This window comes from Paenibacillus sp. FSL R5-0470, from assembly GCF_037975205.1.
Lineage (GTDB): Bacteria > Bacillota > Bacilli > Paenibacillales > Paenibacillaceae > Paenibacillus_AQ.
Genome location: NZ_CP150238.1, coordinates 1,451,031 through 1,470,086 on the forward strand (window position 1 = coordinate 1,451,031; position 19,056 = coordinate 1,470,086).

Annotated in this window: 15 protein-coding genes and 2 CRISPR repeat arrays; all 15 genes read left to right on the forward strand. The window is 44.0% G+C overall.

The features are described 5' to 3' along the window. The 15 genes from MKY99_RS06375 (at window position 1) to cas2 (ending at window position 16,903) form a co-directional block, all read left to right on the forward strand. Entirely contained in the window at window positions 1-945 is a 945-nt protein-coding gene (locus MKY99_RS06375) for an iron chelate uptake ABC transporter family permease subunit (RefSeq protein ID WP_042125012.1), read from the forward strand. Continuing rightward, complete coding sequence (locus MKY99_RS06380; protein ID WP_076298253.1) at window positions 939-1,694, forward strand: ABC transporter ATP-binding protein; 756 nt, start codon at window positions 939-941, stop codon at window positions 1,692-1,694. The genes MKY99_RS06375 and MKY99_RS06380 overlap by 7 nt, the downstream gene beginning before the upstream one ends. A gap of 123 nt (window positions 1,695-1,817) precedes the next feature. Beyond that, window positions 1,818-2,810 (forward strand): siderophore ABC transporter substrate-binding protein, encoded by a 993-nt coding sequence (locus tag MKY99_RS06385; protein WP_280788796.1) that lies wholly within the window; start codon window positions 1,818-1,820, stop codon window positions 2,808-2,810. A 197-nt stretch (window positions 2,811-3,007) separates the two neighbouring features. Next, window positions 3,008-3,511 (forward strand): sigma-70 family RNA polymerase sigma factor, encoded by a 504-nt coding sequence (locus MKY99_RS06390; protein WP_042185661.1) that lies wholly within the window; start codon window positions 3,008-3,010, stop codon window positions 3,509-3,511. Continuing rightward, window positions 3,504-4,697: an anti-sigma factor gene (locus tag MKY99_RS06395; protein WP_339269379.1), complete on the forward strand. Its 1,194-nt coding sequence runs from the start codon at window positions 3,504-3,506 to the stop codon at window positions 4,695-4,697. The genes MKY99_RS06390 and MKY99_RS06395 overlap by 8 nt, the downstream gene beginning before the upstream one ends. Before the next feature lie 126 nt (window positions 4,698-4,823). Further along, window positions 4,824-5,330, forward strand: coding sequence for a metallophosphoesterase (locus MKY99_RS06400; protein WP_042185664.1), 507 nt, complete (start codon window positions 4,824-4,826; stop codon window positions 5,328-5,330). Between the two features lie 100 nt (window positions 5,331-5,430). Then, complete coding sequence (locus MKY99_RS06405) at window positions 5,431-5,895, forward strand: GNAT family N-acetyltransferase (protein WP_339269381.1); 465 nt, start codon at window positions 5,431-5,433, stop codon at window positions 5,893-5,895. A gap of 36 nt (window positions 5,896-5,931) precedes the next feature. Beyond that, window positions 5,932-6,642, forward strand: a complete 711-nt coding sequence (locus tag MKY99_RS06410; protein ID WP_339269383.1) for an HAD family hydrolase — start codon at window positions 5,932-5,934, stop codon at window positions 6,640-6,642. Window positions 6,643-7,066: 424 nt separating this feature from the next. Next, a CRISPR array of direct repeats spans window positions 7,067-8,545; the repeat unit is 32 nt; unit sequence GTCGCTCCCTACGTGGGAGCGTGGATTGAAAT. A gap of 399 nt (window positions 8,546-8,944) precedes the next feature. Next, complete coding sequence (cas3, locus tag MKY99_RS06415; protein WP_339269385.1) at window positions 8,945-11,389, forward strand: CRISPR-associated helicase Cas3'; 2,445 nt, start codon at window positions 8,945-8,947, stop codon at window positions 11,387-11,389. Between the two features lie 42 nt (window positions 11,390-11,431). Further along, window positions 11,432-12,151 carry a type I-C CRISPR-associated protein Cas5c gene (gene cas5c / locus MKY99_RS06420; protein ID WP_339269387.1) on the forward strand — a complete coding sequence of 240 codons (720 nt, stop codon included), beginning with the start codon at window positions 11,432-11,434 and terminating at the stop codon, window positions 12,149-12,151. Continuing rightward, on the forward strand, window positions 12,148-14,049 hold the full coding sequence (gene cas8c / locus MKY99_RS06425; protein WP_339269388.1) for a type I-C CRISPR-associated protein Cas8c/Csd1: 1,902 nt from the start codon (window positions 12,148-12,150) through the stop codon (window positions 14,047-14,049). The genes cas5c and cas8c overlap by 4 nt, the downstream gene beginning before the upstream one ends. A 16-nt stretch (window positions 14,050-14,065) precedes the next feature. Next, on the forward strand, window positions 14,066-14,929 hold the full coding sequence (cas7c, locus tag MKY99_RS06430) for a type I-C CRISPR-associated protein Cas7/Csd2 (RefSeq protein WP_339269390.1): 864 nt from the start codon (window positions 14,066-14,068) through the stop codon (window positions 14,927-14,929). Beyond that, the gene (gene cas4 / locus MKY99_RS06435) at window positions 14,919-15,575 is read left to right on the forward strand and encodes a CRISPR-associated protein Cas4 (RefSeq protein ID WP_339269392.1); all 657 of its coding nucleotides are present in this window, start codon (window positions 14,919-14,921) and stop codon (window positions 15,573-15,575) included. The genes cas7c and cas4 overlap by 11 nt, the downstream gene beginning before the upstream one ends. Then, window positions 15,572-16,603 (forward strand): type I-C CRISPR-associated endonuclease Cas1c, encoded by a 1,032-nt coding sequence (gene cas1c, locus MKY99_RS06440; RefSeq protein WP_339269394.1) that lies wholly within the window; start codon window positions 15,572-15,574, stop codon window positions 16,601-16,603. The genes cas4 and cas1c overlap by 4 nt, the downstream gene beginning before the upstream one ends. A 9-nt stretch (window positions 16,604-16,612) precedes the next feature. After that, the gene (gene cas2, locus MKY99_RS06445; RefSeq protein WP_339269396.1) at window positions 16,613-16,903 is read left to right on the forward strand and encodes a CRISPR-associated endonuclease Cas2; all 291 of its coding nucleotides are present in this window, start codon (window positions 16,613-16,615) and stop codon (window positions 16,901-16,903) included. 167 nt (window positions 16,904-17,070) lie between these two features. After that, window positions 17,071-18,815: direct repeats of the CRISPR family, unit length 32 nt; unit sequence GTCGCTCCCTACGCGGGAGCGTGGATTGAAAT. Window positions 18,816-19,056 lie beyond the last annotated feature (241 nt).

The following is a 19,056-nucleotide window of genomic DNA, read 5'->3' on the forward strand; positions in this document are numbered from 1 at the left end:
ATGAAGACGAAACTAACTATATTATCCTTAAGCGCTGTTGCTCTCATCGTCTTGTTTATGACCTATCATGTTATGGGAAATTGGGATTATGTTCTACCCAGTCGGGGGAGAAAGCTGGCGGCCATTTTAATTACCGGAGCGGTGATAGCTGTCTCTACCGTAGTTTTTCAGAGCATTACGAACAATCGGATTTTGACACCTAGTATTCTGGGGCTAGACTCTTTGTACATGTTGATCCAGACGTTCGGTGTATACGCCCTAGGCTCATCAAATATGACGTTTATGAATAAAAATGTGAATTTCTTGTTCTCAGCTTGCATCATGGTTCTGTTCTCAGGTGTGCTGTATAAGCTAATGTTCCGCAGAGAGGGTCAAAACATATACTTCCTGCTGCTCGTAGGACTTATTATGGGGACGATGTTCCAGAGTGCATCTTCTTTTATGGAAGTGCTCATTGATCCGAATGAATTCCTGATTCTACAAGGAAAAATGTTCGCCAGCTTCAACAACGTCAGCAGTGATCTACTGATATTGTCTACAGTTGTTCTAGCGCTAACTACGCTGTATTTCATGCGATTTGTGAAGTATTTAGATGTTATTTCTTTAGGAAAAGATGAAGCCATTAACTTAGGGATCAATTATGACTATGTAGTCAAAAGGCTGTTAGTTATTGTATCCATCTACGTTTCGATATCAACGGCTTTAGTAGGACCGATCACTTTCTTGGGTTTACTAGTAGCCAATGTGGGGCATCAGTTGTTCCGTACGTATAAGCATTCCTATCTGATTCCCGGCACGATTTTGCTAAGCATTATTGCTCTTGTCGGGGGACAGTTTCTAGTTGAACGTGTGTTTGGATTCACTACTACGGTTAGTGTAATCATTAATTTTGCAGGTGGCGTCTACTTTGTCTATCTGCTGTTAAAGGAGAATAAGTCGTGGTAGAAGTTAAGCATGTAACCAAGCGTTATGGCGGAATTACCGTCGTTGACGATGTGTCTTTATCCATTAAGAAGGGTACTATTACCTCGTTTATCGGCCCTAACGGAGCTGGTAAAAGCACGTTGCTCTCCATGATCAGTAGACTTATCTCCAAAGACGCGGGAGAGGTACTGATCGAAGGAAAGGAAATTGGCAGCTGTAAGAGTAATGAACTTGCTCGTAAAATATCGGTACTAAAGCAGTCCAATCATATCAGCGTACGCCTTACCGTGAAGGAGCTTGTTTCTTTCGGAAGGTTCCCTTATTCACAAGGGAAGCTCACACCTGAGGATCGAGCGTTCGTTGACGAAGCGATTGCTTACATGGACCTTCAAGAGATGCAGGATAAATATATTGATCAGCTTAGCGGTGGACAACGTCAGAGAGCGTATATTGCAATGGTTATGGCTCAGGACACTGAGTATATTTTGCTCGATGAACCACTCAACAATCTGGATATGAAGCATTCTGTACAAATTATGAAGGTGTTACGCCGATTGGTAGAAGAGAAGGGCAAGACGATTGTGCTCGTCATTCATGATATTAATTTCGCTTCTTGTTACTCTGACTACATTGTAGCGCTCAAGAATGGGCGGGTAGCTTCATCGGGTACGGTGGATGAAATTATTGATACAGCAGTGCTTAGGGATGTATATGACATGGATATCCCTATAGAAACAATAGGTGGTCGTAAAATTGGTGTCTATTTTTAAACAAGACTCCGCTTATATTTCGGAAATTATTATGACGTAACGCTAGAAGTGATAGGCGCCAGCTTCTTGACGTATACGCGAATAATTCAAATAGCTTGACTATAAATTATAGGGGTGAATATTTTGAAGAAGAACGTATCTTTACTAATTATGACAGTGTTTCTTGCCGTAATCTTGGCGGCCTGTGGCTCCAATAATGCAGCAACTTCAGATAATAATACAGCAGCGGCAGGCAATACAGAGGCTACTACTGCACCGAATACAGAATCCAAAGAGCTTACTATTAAGCATGAACTTGGAGAAATTACGATTAAGAGTAACCCGCAGAAAGTCGTTGTATTTGACTTCGGTACACTCGATACTTTGGATAAACTGGGCGTAGAGGTGACTGGAGTGCCTCAAAGCAATGTACCCTCTTATCTCTCTAAATATAGCGATGCCAAATATGAGAATGTCGGTGGTTTGAAAGAGCCTGACTTCGAAAAAATAAATAGTCTTTCTCCTGATCTGATCATCATTTCCGGCAGACAGCAAGATTCTTATGATGAATTCAGCAAAATTGCACCTACACTGTACGTTGCTGTAGATAATGCGAATTACATGGAATCCTTCACGAAGAATGTGAAGACGCTGGGCCAAATTTTTGGCAAGGAAGCTGAAGTAGAGACTGAACTTACTGCTATTAATGACTCCGTTAAAGCTCTGAATGAAAAAGCTAAAGCCGATGGTAAAAAATCTCTTATTATTCTTGCCAATGAAGGAAAAATCAGTGCTTATGGTTCAGGTTCACGTTTTGGTATTATCCATGATGTATTCGGATTTGCACAAGCGGATGATAAAATCGAAGTATCCACTCATGGTCAAAGCGTATCTTACGAATATGTAGCCGACAAGAATCCGGATTATCTGTTCGTAGTAGATAGAGATGCGGCTGTGAAGAGTGATGGCAGCAAATCCGGTTCAGCGAAGGATGCAGTTGAGAACGATCTCGTGAAGAACACAAATGCTTTTAAAAACGGTAAAATCATTTACCTTGATCCTAACTACTGGTACTTGTCCGGTGGCGGTTTAATCTCTGTTAGTGAAATGCTCAAAGAAGTTGAGGTTGTTCTGTAAGCAGAGTAATCTGGGGAATTGAATGATCAATGAATATTCAGATAATTATTAACAAGCCTGTTGGCAGGAGTAAACCTCCTTGTCAGCAGGCTTTTTTTCGCATTCTTCCATAGAAATACTGGTATATTCATACTAGTTGCTAAATTTAGCTGTAACTTTTTATGCGAGTATACGTGGTTAGGTTAAGGGGGGAGTGCATGAAGCGAAATTCACTGGATGAAATATATCAGATGTATGTGATGGATATTTACCGCTATTTGCGCTCCCTTTGTGGTGATCATCACGCGGCCGAAGATTTAATGCAGGAGACTTTTTACCGTGCTTATTTATATTTGGAGGATTGTAAAGACGAGAAGATTAAGCCGTGGTTGTTCCGTGTCGCGTACAATGCCTTCGTAGATTATAAGCGGAAGGAAGGACGCAGTACTGTTCAGAGTGAGGATTTTTTTAAACAGCTCGCCCATCCAGATACCACGGAAAGCACGCTGCTTCGGCAGGAACGTTGGGAAGAGATGAGGATTGCGATAGGTGAGCTACCGGACAATCAGAGGCATGCACTGCTGCTACATGATTTTCATGGTCTTAGTTATCTGGAGGCATCGGACATTATGAATGTGGGTCTATCCCAATATAAGATATTGATTTTTCGGGCTAGACAGAAACTGCGTGAAGCAGAGCGGAGGAGGAATGAACATGAGTGAGGAGTTCAAGGAGAAATTAAGAAGGTACGGCGAAGGTACCCTTGCTGACGAGGATAGGGATGAAGTGGAGCGCGAACTGGAGAAGATGGAAGCTTATCAGGCTTATCTGGATGAACTCATGGGTGAAGAAAAGCCGGCTTCAAGTGAGGATAAGAGCATAAAATTCGGAAAGGGTAAAAGAAACAGATCTGGCAAGGAAAAAAAGATCATCCGCCGCGGTAAATGGAGAGCCCGTATATCGAATACTTTTACGGTAATTTCTGCGTTCTTAATTTTCTTGATTATCAGCAGTGTCATCACCGCGATATTTTATGGCACTGGAGAAAGAGGAGAGACTTATAGTGATGTTGTTTCTTCCGCTATTGCTGTCTCACAGCCGAATACGATTGTACATTTGAGCAGTGGTACCGGTCCATTTTTTAGTATGAATCTGACAAGTAAGATAGAGAAACAAGTGGGAGATGAACAAATCACTGTCGGGGATTATTCAATGAAGCTTCTATTTGGCTGGGCTAGGCTCTACAACTATTCCTGGACGAATGAGAGTAGAAGTGTTGGTTATTACTTTCTATATCCACAGGGGAAGAATGATGCGGCAAATAGTATGGATAATGGCAGTGAGTGGGAGAGATTAGAGAAGCTCCCTGAGGGGACGGTAGCGGAAGCATACTTGTCTTTTGACCAATTATTTACGACAGATGAGCTGTTGAAGAAGTTTGAGCCTAAGAATCTTCAGCCTTTGTGGTTTGCGGCAGATACAGGTCCACGGACACGACAGCCAGTAGTTAATGATCCATTAGGTTTTCCATATATGCCAATTTGGCATGCGGATGATATGAAAGTGACACAGGAATCGAGGGAGAAGCGAGGATGGTTTGGAGGGGTGACTAGCCGTTCAAGTAGTTCTCCATCTGTTAACTCATATGGTGATGGTGAACTGCGTAATGCAAACTTCCTCAAGACGCTGCACTTGATGCAAGAGTATAAATCCATCTCCAAAAGGGTGATTCCATTCATTGATTTGGATGATTCCATTAGTTATATAGAGAAGAATGGAGTTAAGCTCTATGGAGCTGTCGTAACCGGTCCGGTGAAAGAACTGCTCAAGCTGAAGGAAGAAACATGGGTCAGCAGAATGCATGTTGGGGAAGTAAGGCTGTGGAATTGGCGGGATAGGGAGAAGTAGCTGCGGAGTGGAAGAAGTCACAGAACTTGCTTCTCGCTTAAGCAAATCGTACAATTATTTGAATATTAGATTTATGAATAAGTATGATAACCAAAGTTGAGGATGATAGATTAGGAGCTGAGATTTATGAAAGTAGGAGTCGTATCTGATACACATATGTCAAGAATGGCTAAGTCTCTGCCAAAGGCGTTGATAGCAGAGTTTCAAAATGTGGATTTAATCTTGCATCTCGGTGATTGGGTGAGTATGGGAATCTATGATTTACTGTCAGAACTAGCACCGGTGGAGGGGATTGCCGGAAATAATGATGGCGATGAGATCATTGCGCGTTTCGGAGAGCGCAAGATCATTACCCTTGAAGGAATCCGGATTGGCATGGTACATGGACATACGCCACATTCCCGCAAAGGAACGGATGGGAATGCACTGCTTGCTTTTGCGAATGATGAGGTGGATTGTATTCTCTTTGGTCATTCACATCAGCCCTTGCTAAGAGAGGAGAATGGTATCCTGCTATTTAATCCAGGTTCTCCTACAGATAAGCGGCGTGAGAAATTGTATTCTTTCGGAATTTTAGATATCGAAGCGGGTAAAGTTAGTGCCCGGCATGTGTTCTACGATTCAAAGGAATAAGGCTCAATTGTCCAAATCATTCGGCGTTCTCTCCATGGTGAACGGCTCGGTAACCATTTACAATGAGGTTAAAACGGGCGAAGCCGGAAAGTGAGCGCTGATGATGAACAATTATCGGATAGAACGAGTGGTTCTGGATGATTTAGAACGGCTCATCCCATTATTTGATGAGTATCGAGTATTTTATGGAGCAGCCTCAGATCGGGAAGGTGCACGCGTCTTCTTAGCTGACAGACTAAAGCTGAATGAATCTGTGATCCTTATGGTGGTTGAGGGGGAAGGCGATGAGAAACGCGTGCGGGGCTTCACACAGCTCTATCCGTCTTTTTCATCGGTTACGATGGAGCGCCTTTGGATACTGAATGATTTGTTCGTTACTGCAGAAATCCGAGGGCAAGGGCTAGGTGCTATGCTACTGGAAAGTGCTAGAGATTATGCGGTCTCTACGAATACGAAGGGCTTATCCCTGACAACGATGACGGAGAATGTGGTGGCACAGCGGTTATATGAAGCGCATGGCTACATTCGGGATGATGAATTTTTTACCTATAACCTTTTTTTCTAAAGCAGCTAGAGAGAAAGACGAGTAAGGGGCGTTAAAGTGGAAACAAGTCATAAGTTGGCAATCTTTTTTGATCTCGATGATACGTTGTATGATCATCTGGTACCATTTAAAGAAGCGGTACGGGAAGTGCTCAGCCCAGATGAGAGTAGTCTGGACTTTGCAGAATTATTTTATAAAGTGAGACATCATAGCGATGTGTTGTGGCCAATGTATTTGCGCGGTGAGATTCCGCTTGAAGAGACGAGGGTGCGCCGTTTGGAGCTTGCTTTTGCCGAGTATGGTTTGCAGATTAATCGTGATCAAGCCACGGCGGTTCAAGCGGCATATATTGGACGTCAATATACGATTCAGATGATTGATGGCGTGCGTGAGCATCTTGAACGATTTATTGCGGATGGTCATAAGGTAGGCATTATTACGAATGGACCGAAGGATCATCAGATGAGTAAGATTCGTGGACTAGGCTTAGATCAGATTATTCCCGAGGACATGATCTTTATTTCTGATGCTGTAGGTCTTGCTAAACCAGACCCAGAAATATTCATGCACGTAAACCAAAAGACGGGTACTTTGGCGGACAATTCGCTTTATATAGGGGATACTTGGGCTAACGATGTAGTTGGAGCACTTGCGGCTGGATGGAAGGTTTGCTGGTACAATCCGAGAGGAAGACAACCGGCTACGGATCATAAGCCTAGTTATATTTTTACTAATTATAAGGAATTTGGCGAGCTTCCTTTGGTGTGAGTGTGGAATTTCATTAAACTCTTTCACCTATCATATCCTTGACAAAATGCTTTTGCATGATGAAGAATACGATAGCTCTTGGCAATGTGGTGATTACGATCGCTATATCATCACACCGAAGTCTGATGCATAGCCTGATCCATATTTGATAGTAGGAGCAGTTTTTTGTATGAGCCATTACATTACAGTACAATCAGTGGCCACAGGTAGTTTTTCGAGCTTATATAATAATGTGATTATTTGGGCTGAAGTCAGAGTGCGGATGTATAGCTCACATAAAATCCCTGGGCCATTCGCACCATATTTATTGCAAAAATTGTAAGGGAATACTCAAAAAATTGTGTTGAGTATTTTTAAATGAAGATTTAGAACGTGTTTTTGATGCGAAAAAAGGTTTTTTCCTTTTATTTGTTGAAAAATCGCTGTCGCTCCCTACGTGGGAGCGTGGATTGAAATGTACATCAGCACTTGAAAACGTGATTGATTAGAACCGGTCGCTCCCTACGTGGGAGCGTGGATTGAAATAAAAAGTTGTGTCTCGTTGTTTTGGATGAAGCCGTCGCTCCCTACGTGGGAGCGTGGATTGAAATGTCTAAATAAGTGTAACCCTTACTGGGCGTAGGTGTCGCTCCCTACGTGGGAGCGTGGATTGAAATGGTAGAAGACGCAACAGCGTATATTAACGTGAACTGTCGCTCCCTACGTGGGAGCGTGGATTGAAATCCATCGTTCACGTAGTCGATACCACTACGGTAGAGTCGCTCCCTACGTGGGAGCGTGGATTGAAATCCAAGGGAGATATGCAAGTACAACAGCAGTAAGCGTCGCTCCCTACGTGGGAGCGTGGATTGAAATTTTTTCTGTCGGTCCTACTAAATTCGATTTATCGTCGCTCCCTACGTGGGAGCGTGGATTGAAATACGTTGTTTATGCACATTGTGTACTGGAAGCAAGTCGCTCCCTACGTGGGAGCGTGGATTGAAATCGCTACAGTGAGGTCTTCTATATCTTCTGATTCTGTCGCTCCCTACGTGGGAGCGTGGATTGAAATTCAGCTGAAAGTTTATTTATACTATATACCTACGTCGCTCCCTACGTGGGAGCGTGGATTGAAATGACTCTATCAACGGACGATTGCTAGTCGCTATAGTCGCTCCCTACGTGGGAGCGTGGATTGAAATAAATGAGCGATGGAACGTATCGCTGTGTGTTGAAGTCGCTCCCTACGTGGGAGCGTGGATTGAAATCAATAGCCCAAGTAGCAGCGTAGATATGTTTTGTCGCTCCCTACGTGGGAGCGTGGATTGAAATAGCATGTCAGTGATGTGAAACAAGTCTTAGAGTTGTCGCTCCCTACGTGGGAGCGTGGATTGAAATCTCGCACAGAAGAAGTGGCAGCATAAATCTGCTCGTCGCTCCCTACGTGGGAGCGTGGATTGAAATATGAAGTTGATCTCTGCTGTGTTGGCAGAGTACGTCGCTCCCTACGTGGGAGCGTGGATTGAAATATATGAAATGGCTCTATGAGCTGTTTGAAAAGTCGCTCCCTACGTGGGAGCGTGGATTGAAATCAATCGATGCTATGACAAAGGCAGTAATCAAATTGTCGCTCCCTACGTGGAAGCGTGGATTGAAATCAATCGATGCTATGACAAAGGCAGTAATCAAATTGTCGCTCCCTACGTGGAAGCGTGGATTGAAATGCTAACACTATGTCTTTTAGATTTACGTTAATAGTGTCGCTCCCTACGTTGGAGCGTGGATTGAAATGAGCTTGAAAAGGGAATAGGCATAGGCGCATCCTGTCGCTCCCTACGTGGGAGCGTGGATTGAAATGCTATATGCCAAGGGCAACGTTGCCTAAAAATCCGGTAGCTCCCTACGTGAGAGTATGGAATGAATCCGTTTCAAGTCAGGATACAAACGTACGGTGTTCATCTTTCTTCCCTATACGATTGTGTGGCTTGAATTCAAAATTTATCGAGTGTTCAAACCCCGTAATTGCCTCTTCCCACAGAGGAATATGAACAATCCCCCTGAATAAATCTTTACCCACTCAAATTTTCACTGCATATTTATCCCTTACTACCTTCAAACATTAAATCTCATGATTAGATCCAGAATATTGGAAATGTTTTTTACAAAAAACTCACAAATATCCAGGGAATTTAGGGAATAGGCAAGGGAATTGAGAGATATTGGGGAATTAGTATAGTATAAGTAGTTCTTTTTTCTTAGGAAGGAGTGAGTAATCTCCTGCATCTCAAGACATATTTTGATTCGTCCCTAAAGGAGGAATGAAATGGCATACATTGCCCATATAAGGGAAAGTGACAAGAAGGTGCAGACCGTTGGTGAGCACTTATTGGGAGTGCAAGTTTTGGCTGAGGGTTTTGGTGACAAATTGAGTGTCGGACACATTGCGGGATTGGCTGGTATGTTGCATGATATGGGCAAATATACAGAAGAATTTAAGGAATACATATTAATGGCTGTGAACCATCCGGAGGCCCCGCCCAAGAGGGGAAGTGTAGATCACTCCACTGCGGGTGGCAAACTACTATTTGACCTGTTTCATGATCATACCAAAAGCAGCTCCGACAAAGCGGTTATGATGAATAGAATGCTTTTGGCTGAAATCGTGGGAAATGCGATTATTTCTCACCACTCGTATTTACAGGACTTTTTAAATCCAAATTTGGAATCTAACTACTTGAATCGCGTACGGGATAAGAAGCTGGAGGAGTTTGAGTGGTCTAAAACCAACTTTTTCAAGCATGTGATAAATGAGACGACGTTTCACGAATATGTAGATGAAGCTGTCAAGGAATTGGATGTTTATTTAAAAAAAGACTCTGAGACTAGTAGAGAGCAGCAGCTTATGTTTCTGAGTAAATTTATCTTTAGCGCATTGATCGATGCAGATCGAACAAATACTGGCTGTTTTGAAGAAAACAATTCTAGCGAATCTCTCGTTCCAGAAGAAATATTTGGATTATTTTACGATAGACTAATGCTCCAAATTGATTCCTTTGCAGCACAAGAAGATGCTAGTTCACCTATTAATCTCTTAAGAAGAGAAATGTCGGATCAATGCGACCAATTTGCCAACAAGCCATCTGACATATATACGTTGTCCATTCCCACAGGCGGCGGTAAAACGCTGGCGAGTTTACGATACGCACTTAAGCACGCCAAGATTTTCAGGAAGAAGCATATCATTTATGTAGTCCCCTATACAACAATTATCGAACAGAATGCAAAAGAAGTCCGCGACATTTTGCAAGATGAGGCTCACATTCTGGAGCATCATTCTAATGTGGTTGAAGAGGAAACAGAGAATGATGAACTTGAAGACGGCCTGATCAACATTCGGCAAAAATTAAAGCTGGCTAAGGATAACTGGGATTCTCCTATTATCTTTACCACAATGGTACAATTTCTAAATGTCTTTTATGCTGACGGCAGCCGAAACATCCGTAGACTTCATAATTTAAGTGATTCGGTGATTATTTTTGATGAGGTTCAGAAGGTTCCTGTGTCGTGCATCTCGCTGTTTAATCAAGCGGTAAATTTTTTGAAAAGCCACGCCAATTCCAGCATTGTACTCTGTACGGCTACCCAACCTGAGTTGGATTATGTTCAACATAAGCTAAACATCGAGCCGGAAGCTGAAATGATAAGCGGCCTTGATCATGTCATCCAAGCATTCAAACGGGTGGATATCGTGGACAGGGCAACAGGTGAACAGTTTGATAGCGACAAGCTTGCAGATTTTGTTATGGAAAAGGTAGAAGAAGTACAGAGTGTGCTCGTCATTCTTAATACCAAAACAGTAGTTAAAACGTTATACCAGAAGCTGCAGGAGCAGAGTCTACCTGTGTCTGTGTATCATTTGAGCACCTCCATGTGTGCAGCTCATCGTAATGAGATATTGGCAGAGGTGAAGGGAAAACTTCAGAATCGCAGTCCAGTCATTTGTATTAGTACACAGCTTATCGAAGCTGGGGTCGATGTAAGCTTCAAGTGTGTCATTCGTTCTCTGTCGGGATTGGATTCCATCGCGCAGGCGGCAGGTCGATGCAACCGACACGGTGAGGATGATGTACAGCAGGTGTATGTCATTGATCATGCGGAGGAAAAGCTGGACAGATTAAAAGAAATTAAAAGAGGTAAGGAAATCTCAGCGAAGATTCTCGTAGATCTGAAGCGTGATCCGTCTTCTCATGGTGGTAGCCTTCTGTCTGTGCAGGCGATGGAAAGGTATTTTCAAGAATTTTATACGGAGTTTGAGTCTAGTCTGAATTATTTCATTTCCAAGCTTGGGGAAGATATGACGGATTTATTGTCGTCTCCGCGGATGGAAAATAAGTATTACCAAGCATATCGTCAGAGACATCAAGAAGCATTGCCACTGTTCTTAGTTAATAGCTATAAGACTGCTGCCGAGCATTTCGAGGTCATTGATAGTCATACCACCTCTGTAATCGTTCCCTTTGGGGAGGGGGCAGGAATAATTACGGATTTGAACGGGCAGCAGAGCATCGAGGACCTTACACGCTTACTTCGTAGAGCACAGCAGTATACTATCAATATTTTTAAGCATGAGAAAGAGCAGTTAAGCAAGAATAATGCTCTGGTAGCGTACCTGGACGGCAAAGTGTTGGCTCTGACCGAAGGGGCTTACCATGAGAGTTATGGGCTCAATCTGGAGAATGACAGTCCGTTTGAGCTGCGCATGTGGTGAAGCAATTAAAGCTGCATTTTTGGAAAGGAGGCTGAATAAACGATGAGAAATGGAATTGAATTTAAGGTGTACGGAAAATATGCTCTTTTCACAGATCCGCTAACCAAATTGGGGGGTGAGAAGCTGACGTACAGTGTGCCAACTTATCAGGCGTTAAAAGGGATTGTTGAAGCTGTCTATTGGAAGCCGACTCTTTTATTCATAGTAGACGAGGTTCGTATTGTGAACGCAATTCGGATGGAATCCAAAGGAATCCGTCCGATTGAATACGGCGGAGGCAACACGTTAGCCAACTATACCTACTTGAAGGATGTATGCTACGAGGTTCGGGCACATTTTGAGTTCAATATGAATCGTTCAGAGCTAGAACATGACCGCAACGAACATAAGCATCACAATATTTTGAAGCGTTCCTTAAATGTCGGAGGCCGTAGAGATATCTTTCTTGGGGCGAGAGAATGCCAAGCCTATGTAGAACCCTGTGTCTTCGGTGAGGAGCCTGGATTCTATGATAACTATGGTGAGATTCACCTGGGTAACATGGTTCATGGCATCAATTACCCTGATGAGACTGGAAGAACGCATATGGAGATACGGTTGTGGAATCCGGTGATGAGGGATGGCGTTATCCGTTTTACCCGGCCGGAGGAATGTACGCAGGTACGTACAATTTCAGACATGCAGCCCAAGCTGTTCAACGAGACTAATGTTCAATCCGCAGAAGAACTGTTGGAAGAGCTGGAAATGGAGGGGAATTCATGAGCTGGCTACTGAACTTATACGAGACTTATGAGTCCAATCTGGATCGTGTAGGCATTATAGAGCGGAAAAATAATGATCGTGAATACACCCTTCTGCCTGTCTCCCACACCACTCAAAATGCGCATATTGTTGTGGAAATTACGGAGGATGGCGAATTTCATTCAGCTGATGTGATCGCTAAAGAGGATATTAGTACACTGATTCCTTGCACAGAAGAATCCGCTAGTCGCGCGGGATCTAAGGTTGCTCCGTATCCGTTGCATGATAAATTAAGCTATGTAGCCGGCGATTTCGTCGCCTATGGTGGAAAGATCAAGAAAGAAGAACCTTTTGCCACCTATATCAAAAATCTTGAAGAATGGGCAGACTCTATTTACTCCTGTGAAAAGGTAAAGAGTATTTACAGCTACTTAAGCAAACGTAGATTAATTCAGGATTTGGTAGAAGCGAAGGTACTGTTCCTAGACGAGAGTGGGCGACTCATTGAAAAATGGGACAAGAAGTATGAAGATCAGCATGGAGAGAAGCCTAAGCTCTTCTCGCTGATAGCCGGTGAACAGGAAAGTGCATTTATACGGTTTAATGTTCATTCACCTAATCGGACAACGAAGAGTGTGTGGAAAGATCCCGAGGTCTATGATTCTTTTGTAAGGTTCTACAGTCACCAGCTAGGAGCAGACGACTACTGTTATGTATCAGGCAAACTGCTTCCTAGCACGGACAGACACGCCAATAAAATCCGAAATGCAGGAGATAAGGCTAAGCTTATTTCAGCTAACGATAATAGTGGTTTTACCTTCCGGGGGCGATTTACCCACAGCAGCGATGCAGCCAGTATCAGTTATGAGGTTTCGCAGAAAGCGCATAATGCCCTGAAATGGCTGATTAACCGTCAGGCTAAGATCATTGACCAACGCGTGTTCCTTGTCTGGGGTAACAATGACCTTAATATCCCCGATCCAACAGAGGATTTCTTCAATCTTAACCCGGACGCTGAGGCAATAACTAAAAGAATCAGCGACAGCAATGAGGTGTTTGCAAACGAGGTTGCGAAGGCTATCGGCGGATACCGCAACAGTCTTCATAAGGAAGATAAATCGAATGTTAATATTCTGGTCCTCGATTCTGCAACTACCGGGCGACTTGCCGTTCTGTATTACCGGAATATGGACAAAAATATGTATTTGGACAAGCTGATCGAATGGCATTCAACCTGTGCCTGGATGCATCGTTATCGTAAAAATGACGGAGAAACATCCCAGTTCTATGGTGCGCCGTCCACCAAAGATATTGCTTTTGCCGCATATGGGCCTAATGCCAACGATAAGGTTATCAAAGGACTTATGGAGCGAATGCTTCCTTGTATTGTAGATGGCCGCCACATCCCGGTGGATATTGTCAGAAGTGCTATCCACCGTGCCTCTAATCCGGTAGCAATGGAGAAATGGGAATGGGAGAAGACACTTAGTATTACTTGTGCCTTGATTAACAAAAAGGAGAGATATGGTATGGCGCTAGAAATTGAGAATCTAGACCGTAGTTACTTATTTGGGCGATTGTTGGCGATTGCCGATGTATTGGAAAGAAGGGCATTAGATGCCGATGAGAAAAGATCTACTAATGCCATCAGGTATATGAATTCCTTCTCCAGATATCCTGAGAGAACCTGGGGAATCATTCAGGCCGCTTTACAACCACATCAGGCAAAGCTTGGTGCAAAAGCTACCTATTACTCCAGTTTGATAGATGAAGTCGCATCAAAATTTACAACAGAGACTTTCAATAATACCGCGTTATCCGGTAAATATTTGCTCGGTTTCTATAGCCAACGTCATGAGCTGTACAAAAGTAAGGATAAGAACAAAGAATCTAAAGAGTCTGAAGAAACTTCTAAATAAAAAGGAGAAATGAATAATGACTACATTGGATCATAAAATAGATTTTGCTGTTGTACTTTCTGTAACCAAGGCTAACCCAAATGGCGATCCGTTGAATGGCAACCGTCCGCGCCAGAACTATGATGGTTTTGGTGAGATTTCGGATGTGGCTCTGAAACGGAAAATTAGAAACCGACTGCAAGATATGGGTGAAGCAATTTTTGTCCAGTCTAATGATCGTAAGTCAGACGCTTTTAATAGTTTGAGAGAACGTGCGGAAGCAAATTCCGAATTGGAAAAAATCTTCAAGGCTAAAACTAGCTCTAACGATGAATTTGCCGCTATTGCTTGTCAGGAGTGGCTTGATGTGCGTAGCTTTGGCCAAGTGTTTGCATTTAAAGCAGATAGCAAAGGATCCAGCGTATCTGTCGGTGTCCGAGGACCAGTATCCATTCATACCGCGACCAGTGTCAGTCCTATTGACATTACAAGTCTGCAAATTACTAAAAGCGTGAATTCCGAACCGGGAAAAGACCGGGGATCAGATACGATGGGGATGAAGCACCGTGTAGACTTTGGGGTCTATGTTTTTTACGGCAGCATCAATACACAATTGGCTGAAAAAACGGGCTTTACCAATGAAGACTCTGGCAAGATCAAAGAGGCGCTACGATCGCTTTTTGAAAATGACGTATCCTCTGCTAGACCGGATGGCAGCATGGAGGTACATAAGTTGTACTGGTGGGAACACAGCTCCAGACTAGGACAATATTCTTCTGCAAAAGTGCATCGTTCGCTTGATGTAAAGGCAAAGGTTGAGGAGCCTAAACGTATTGAGGACTATACAATTGAGCTTTATGAACTCGAAGGTCTGAAAGCCGAGGAATTGAATGGCTTATAATGAAGACGATGAGTTGATGCTATCCGGGATACAGCATTTTCAATTTTGTAAACGCCAGTGGGCATTAATTCATATCGAACAACAATGGGCAGAGAATGTTAAGACCGTTGAGGGGCAACATCTGCATCGAAATGCGGATCAGCCCTTTATAAGAGAGAAGCGGGGGGATAAGCTCATTGTCCGAGCGATGCCGGTAAGGTCAGGAGAACTGAATATATCCGGTATATGTGATGTTGTAGAGTTTGTGAAGAATGATGAGGGTGTGCCGATTAATGGTGCTGAGGGCAAGTACATTGCCTTCCCGGTTGAATACAAACGGGGCAAGCCCAAGGTTAACGATGAAGATATCCTGCAACTGGCCGCACAAGCGATGTGCCTGGAAGAAATGCTGCTGTGTGATGTCCCAACAGGCTATTTATTTTACGATGAGATCAAACACAGGATTGAAGTTCGGCTTACCCCAGATCTCAAGTCCAAGGTGAAAACAATCGTGAGAGAGATGCAAGACTACTATCGTCGGAGGCACACTCCTAAAGTGAAAATAGGCCCTTTTTGCCAAAGTTGCTCCCTTCAGCACATTTGTTTGCCTAAGTTAATGAATAAACAGACTGTAAAAAGCTATGTTGAAGGGAAAATCAAAGAATGAAAAAGCTTCAGAATACGTTATATATCACACAGCCCTCAGTCTATTTATCTTTGGATGGGGATAACATTGTTCTTCTGAAGGACGAGGAGAAGCTAGGCAGACTGCCACTTCATAATCTGGAGTCGATAGTTGCCTTCGGGTATACAGGGGCCAGCCCGGCTTTGATGGGCTATTGTGCAGAGCGGAACATTTCACTGCTGTTTCTGACGATGAATGGTAGATTCCTTGCCAGAGTGATCGGGCCAAGCAAGGGAAATGTGGTGCTGAGAAAAAAGCAGTATCTTCTCTCAGAGGATGAGCAGTTGTCTGCCAGGATCGCCCGCAATTTTATTATAGGTAAAATCTACAATCACAAATGGATGCTGGAGCGGATGACACGTGATTATCCCTTGCGCATTGATGTTGAGCAGTTTAAAGAGACTTCCCGGCATTTATCCTCTATTCTGCTTGAGGTAAGGGTCTGCGAACAGCTAGACCGTTTGCGCGGGTTAGAAGGGCAGGCTGCGGTTAGTTATAATAAACTGTTTGATCAGATGATTTTGCAACAGAAAGACGATTTCAATTTTCATTCGCGCTCCCGTAGACCTCCGCTGGACAATGTGAATGCAATGTTATCTCTAGCCTATACGCTATTGTCCCATGATACTGCCGCTTCACTGGAAGCTGTTGGGTTGGATGCTTATGTAGGATTTCTGCACCGGGACAGGCCGGGAAGAATCTCTCTGGCGTTGGATCTGATGGAGGAGCTACGGGGAGTCTTCGCTGATAAGTTCGTTTTGTCGTTGATTAACAAGAAGCTTTTTCATAAAGAGGACTTCCTCAAAAAAGAAAACGGCGCTGTCATTATGACCGACGAAGCCCGCAAAAAATTTCTTGCTGCTTGGCAGAATAAGAAGCAAGAGAACATCACCCATCCATATTTGGGAGAGAAAATAAACTGGGGACTGGTTCCCCACGCCCAAGCGCTGCTATTAGCTCGTCATTTGAGGAACGATCTGGACGAGTATCCTCCCTTTCTATGGAAGTAGGTGTGAGAATTGCTGATTCTGATTACGTATGATGTAAGCACCACCAGCAGTATAGGCCAATCCAGGTTGCGGAGAGTCGCTAAGGTCTGCCAAAATTACGGACAACGGGTTCAGAATTCGGTGTTTGAATGTGTAGTAGATCCTACACAGTTTGCTGAATTGAAAATCAAACTGAAGAGCATTATTAACGAAAAAGAGGACAGTCTTCGCTTCTACCAACTTGGCAATAACCACAAAAATAAGGTTGAGCATGTAGGCATCAAGGAATCCATTGACCTCGAATGCCCCTTAATCTTGTAGTGCGAATGTGAAGCTCACATGAAATGCACGGATCCTTCGCACCGGATTTATTACATTTTTTACAAAAGAATGATTGAGTGAAATTAGTGTAAGTTGTATATTGCGAGAGAAATAGTGATTTTTTAATTTTCAGGAAGATTATTTTCTTTTTTATGGGTGTAATCGCTGTCGCTCCCTACGCGGGAGCGTGGATTGAAATATTATGCAACAGGCGCAACTTGTAATGAGTATTGGTCGCTCCCTACGCGGGAGCGTGGATTGAAATACCGAAATGCTTAAAGCATCTGAAAAGACTCCAGGTCGCTCCCTACGCGGGAGCGTGGATTGAAATTGTAGTATCTAGTACATTGATTTTTACAGATTCATGTCGCTCCCTACGCGGGAGCGTGGATTGAAATCCTATCAAGATTACTGTACCTATTGACAGCTATCGTCGCTCCCTACGCGGGAGCGTGGATTGAAATACGTTGGTTACTATGATTTGCTACATAGTTTTCGTCGCTCCCTACGCGGGAGCGTGGATTGAAATGCCGCTAACGCGCCCTTGACGGCTCCTGTGTGGCGTCGCTCCCTACGCGGGAGCGTGGATTGAAATATATTCAAATGACAGGTCAAGGGTGTCGTGAATAGTCGCTCCCTACGCGGGAGCGTGGATTGAAATTTCATTAGGGTAATCGAAGCACTAATTCCGCGACCGTCGCTCCCTACGCGGGAGCGTGGATTGAAATCTTACGTATACAACGGCGCGGCTTACGATATCCGGTCGCTCCCTACGCGGGAGCGTGGATTGAAATTAACACCACACCGCCCATAGCATCACAGGACGATCGTCGCTCCCTACGCGGGAGCGTGGATTGAAATAGTATGTTGGTGTAAACTGGAAGAACTATATAGAGTCGCTCCCTACGCGGGAGCGTGGATTGAAATTATTACATTGGTTCTTGCAAATACCGGAGTCACGTCGCTCCCTACGCGGGAGCGTGGATTGAAATGGAAATCGGATCAATAGCCGGTCTTGTAGAGTTGTCGCTCCCTACGCGGGAGCGTGGATTGAAATGAATTCATTCTGAAAAACTATTTCCAGACCTTGTCGCTCCCTACGCGGGAGCGTGGATTGAAATCGTATCGGGGGGGCTTATGAAAAAATCGCTCAGTAGTCGCTCCCTACGCGGGAGCGTGAATTGAAATATACCCTTTATACAATCTGCCGATCCGGCAGGGGTCGCTCCCTACGCGGGAGCGTGGATTGAAATTTCCGGTTCCGTTGGTTTGGGATTATATACGCGTCGCTCCCTACGCGGGAGCGTGGATTGAAATGCTTGAGCTGCGTCAATCAACGCCTGTTGTTCTGGTCGCTCCCTACGCGGGAGCGTGGATTGAAATGATTGAAAGCGACAGAGGGCGGTAACTACACTGAGGTCGCTCCCTACGCGGGAGCGTGGATTGAAATCTAATATCCGTTGGATTGGCGCTCATGGTTTACTTGTCGCTCCCTACGCGGGAGCGTGGATTGAAATAAGACTATGACGGACCAGGGCCATCAACAGCACCGTCGCTCCCTACGCGGGAGCGTGGATTGAAATTACCAGTAGCCTGGTTGTTCAACAAAATGAAACGAGTCGCTCCCTACGCGGGAGCGTGGATTGAAATCCTCCGCCAGCATATACGCAACGCACGCACCGAGTCGCTCCCTACGCGGGAGCGTGGATTGAAATAAACATGTTGTCGTACAGCCTAAAGTAAGTATTGGTCGCTCCCTACGCGGGAGCGTGGATTGAAATTTATCGAGATCATCTTTCTGTATTTCCATATCTTGTCGCTCCCTACGCGGGAGCGTGGATTGAAATTGCTGGATCAAGAATGCCACATACGTATGTTTCGTCGCTCCCTACGCAGGAGCGTGGATTGTAATGCGGAGAACTGCAGTGGTAAGCCGCAAGAAAGCGGTCTTTCCTACACTGGAGTAGATTGAAATAAAACTGATGTTCTAAGAAATAAACCGATAAAAGTTGATACATACCCAGATTTTTTCGCTTTCTATCCACACCATCCTTCTCCGTTCAGAGACGGTAGACTATTGTGATTTTTCTCAATAAGGTCTTGGCAAGTGAAACTGCGAAGCTATGACCTGAGTACAACGTCTAAGTAGCGAA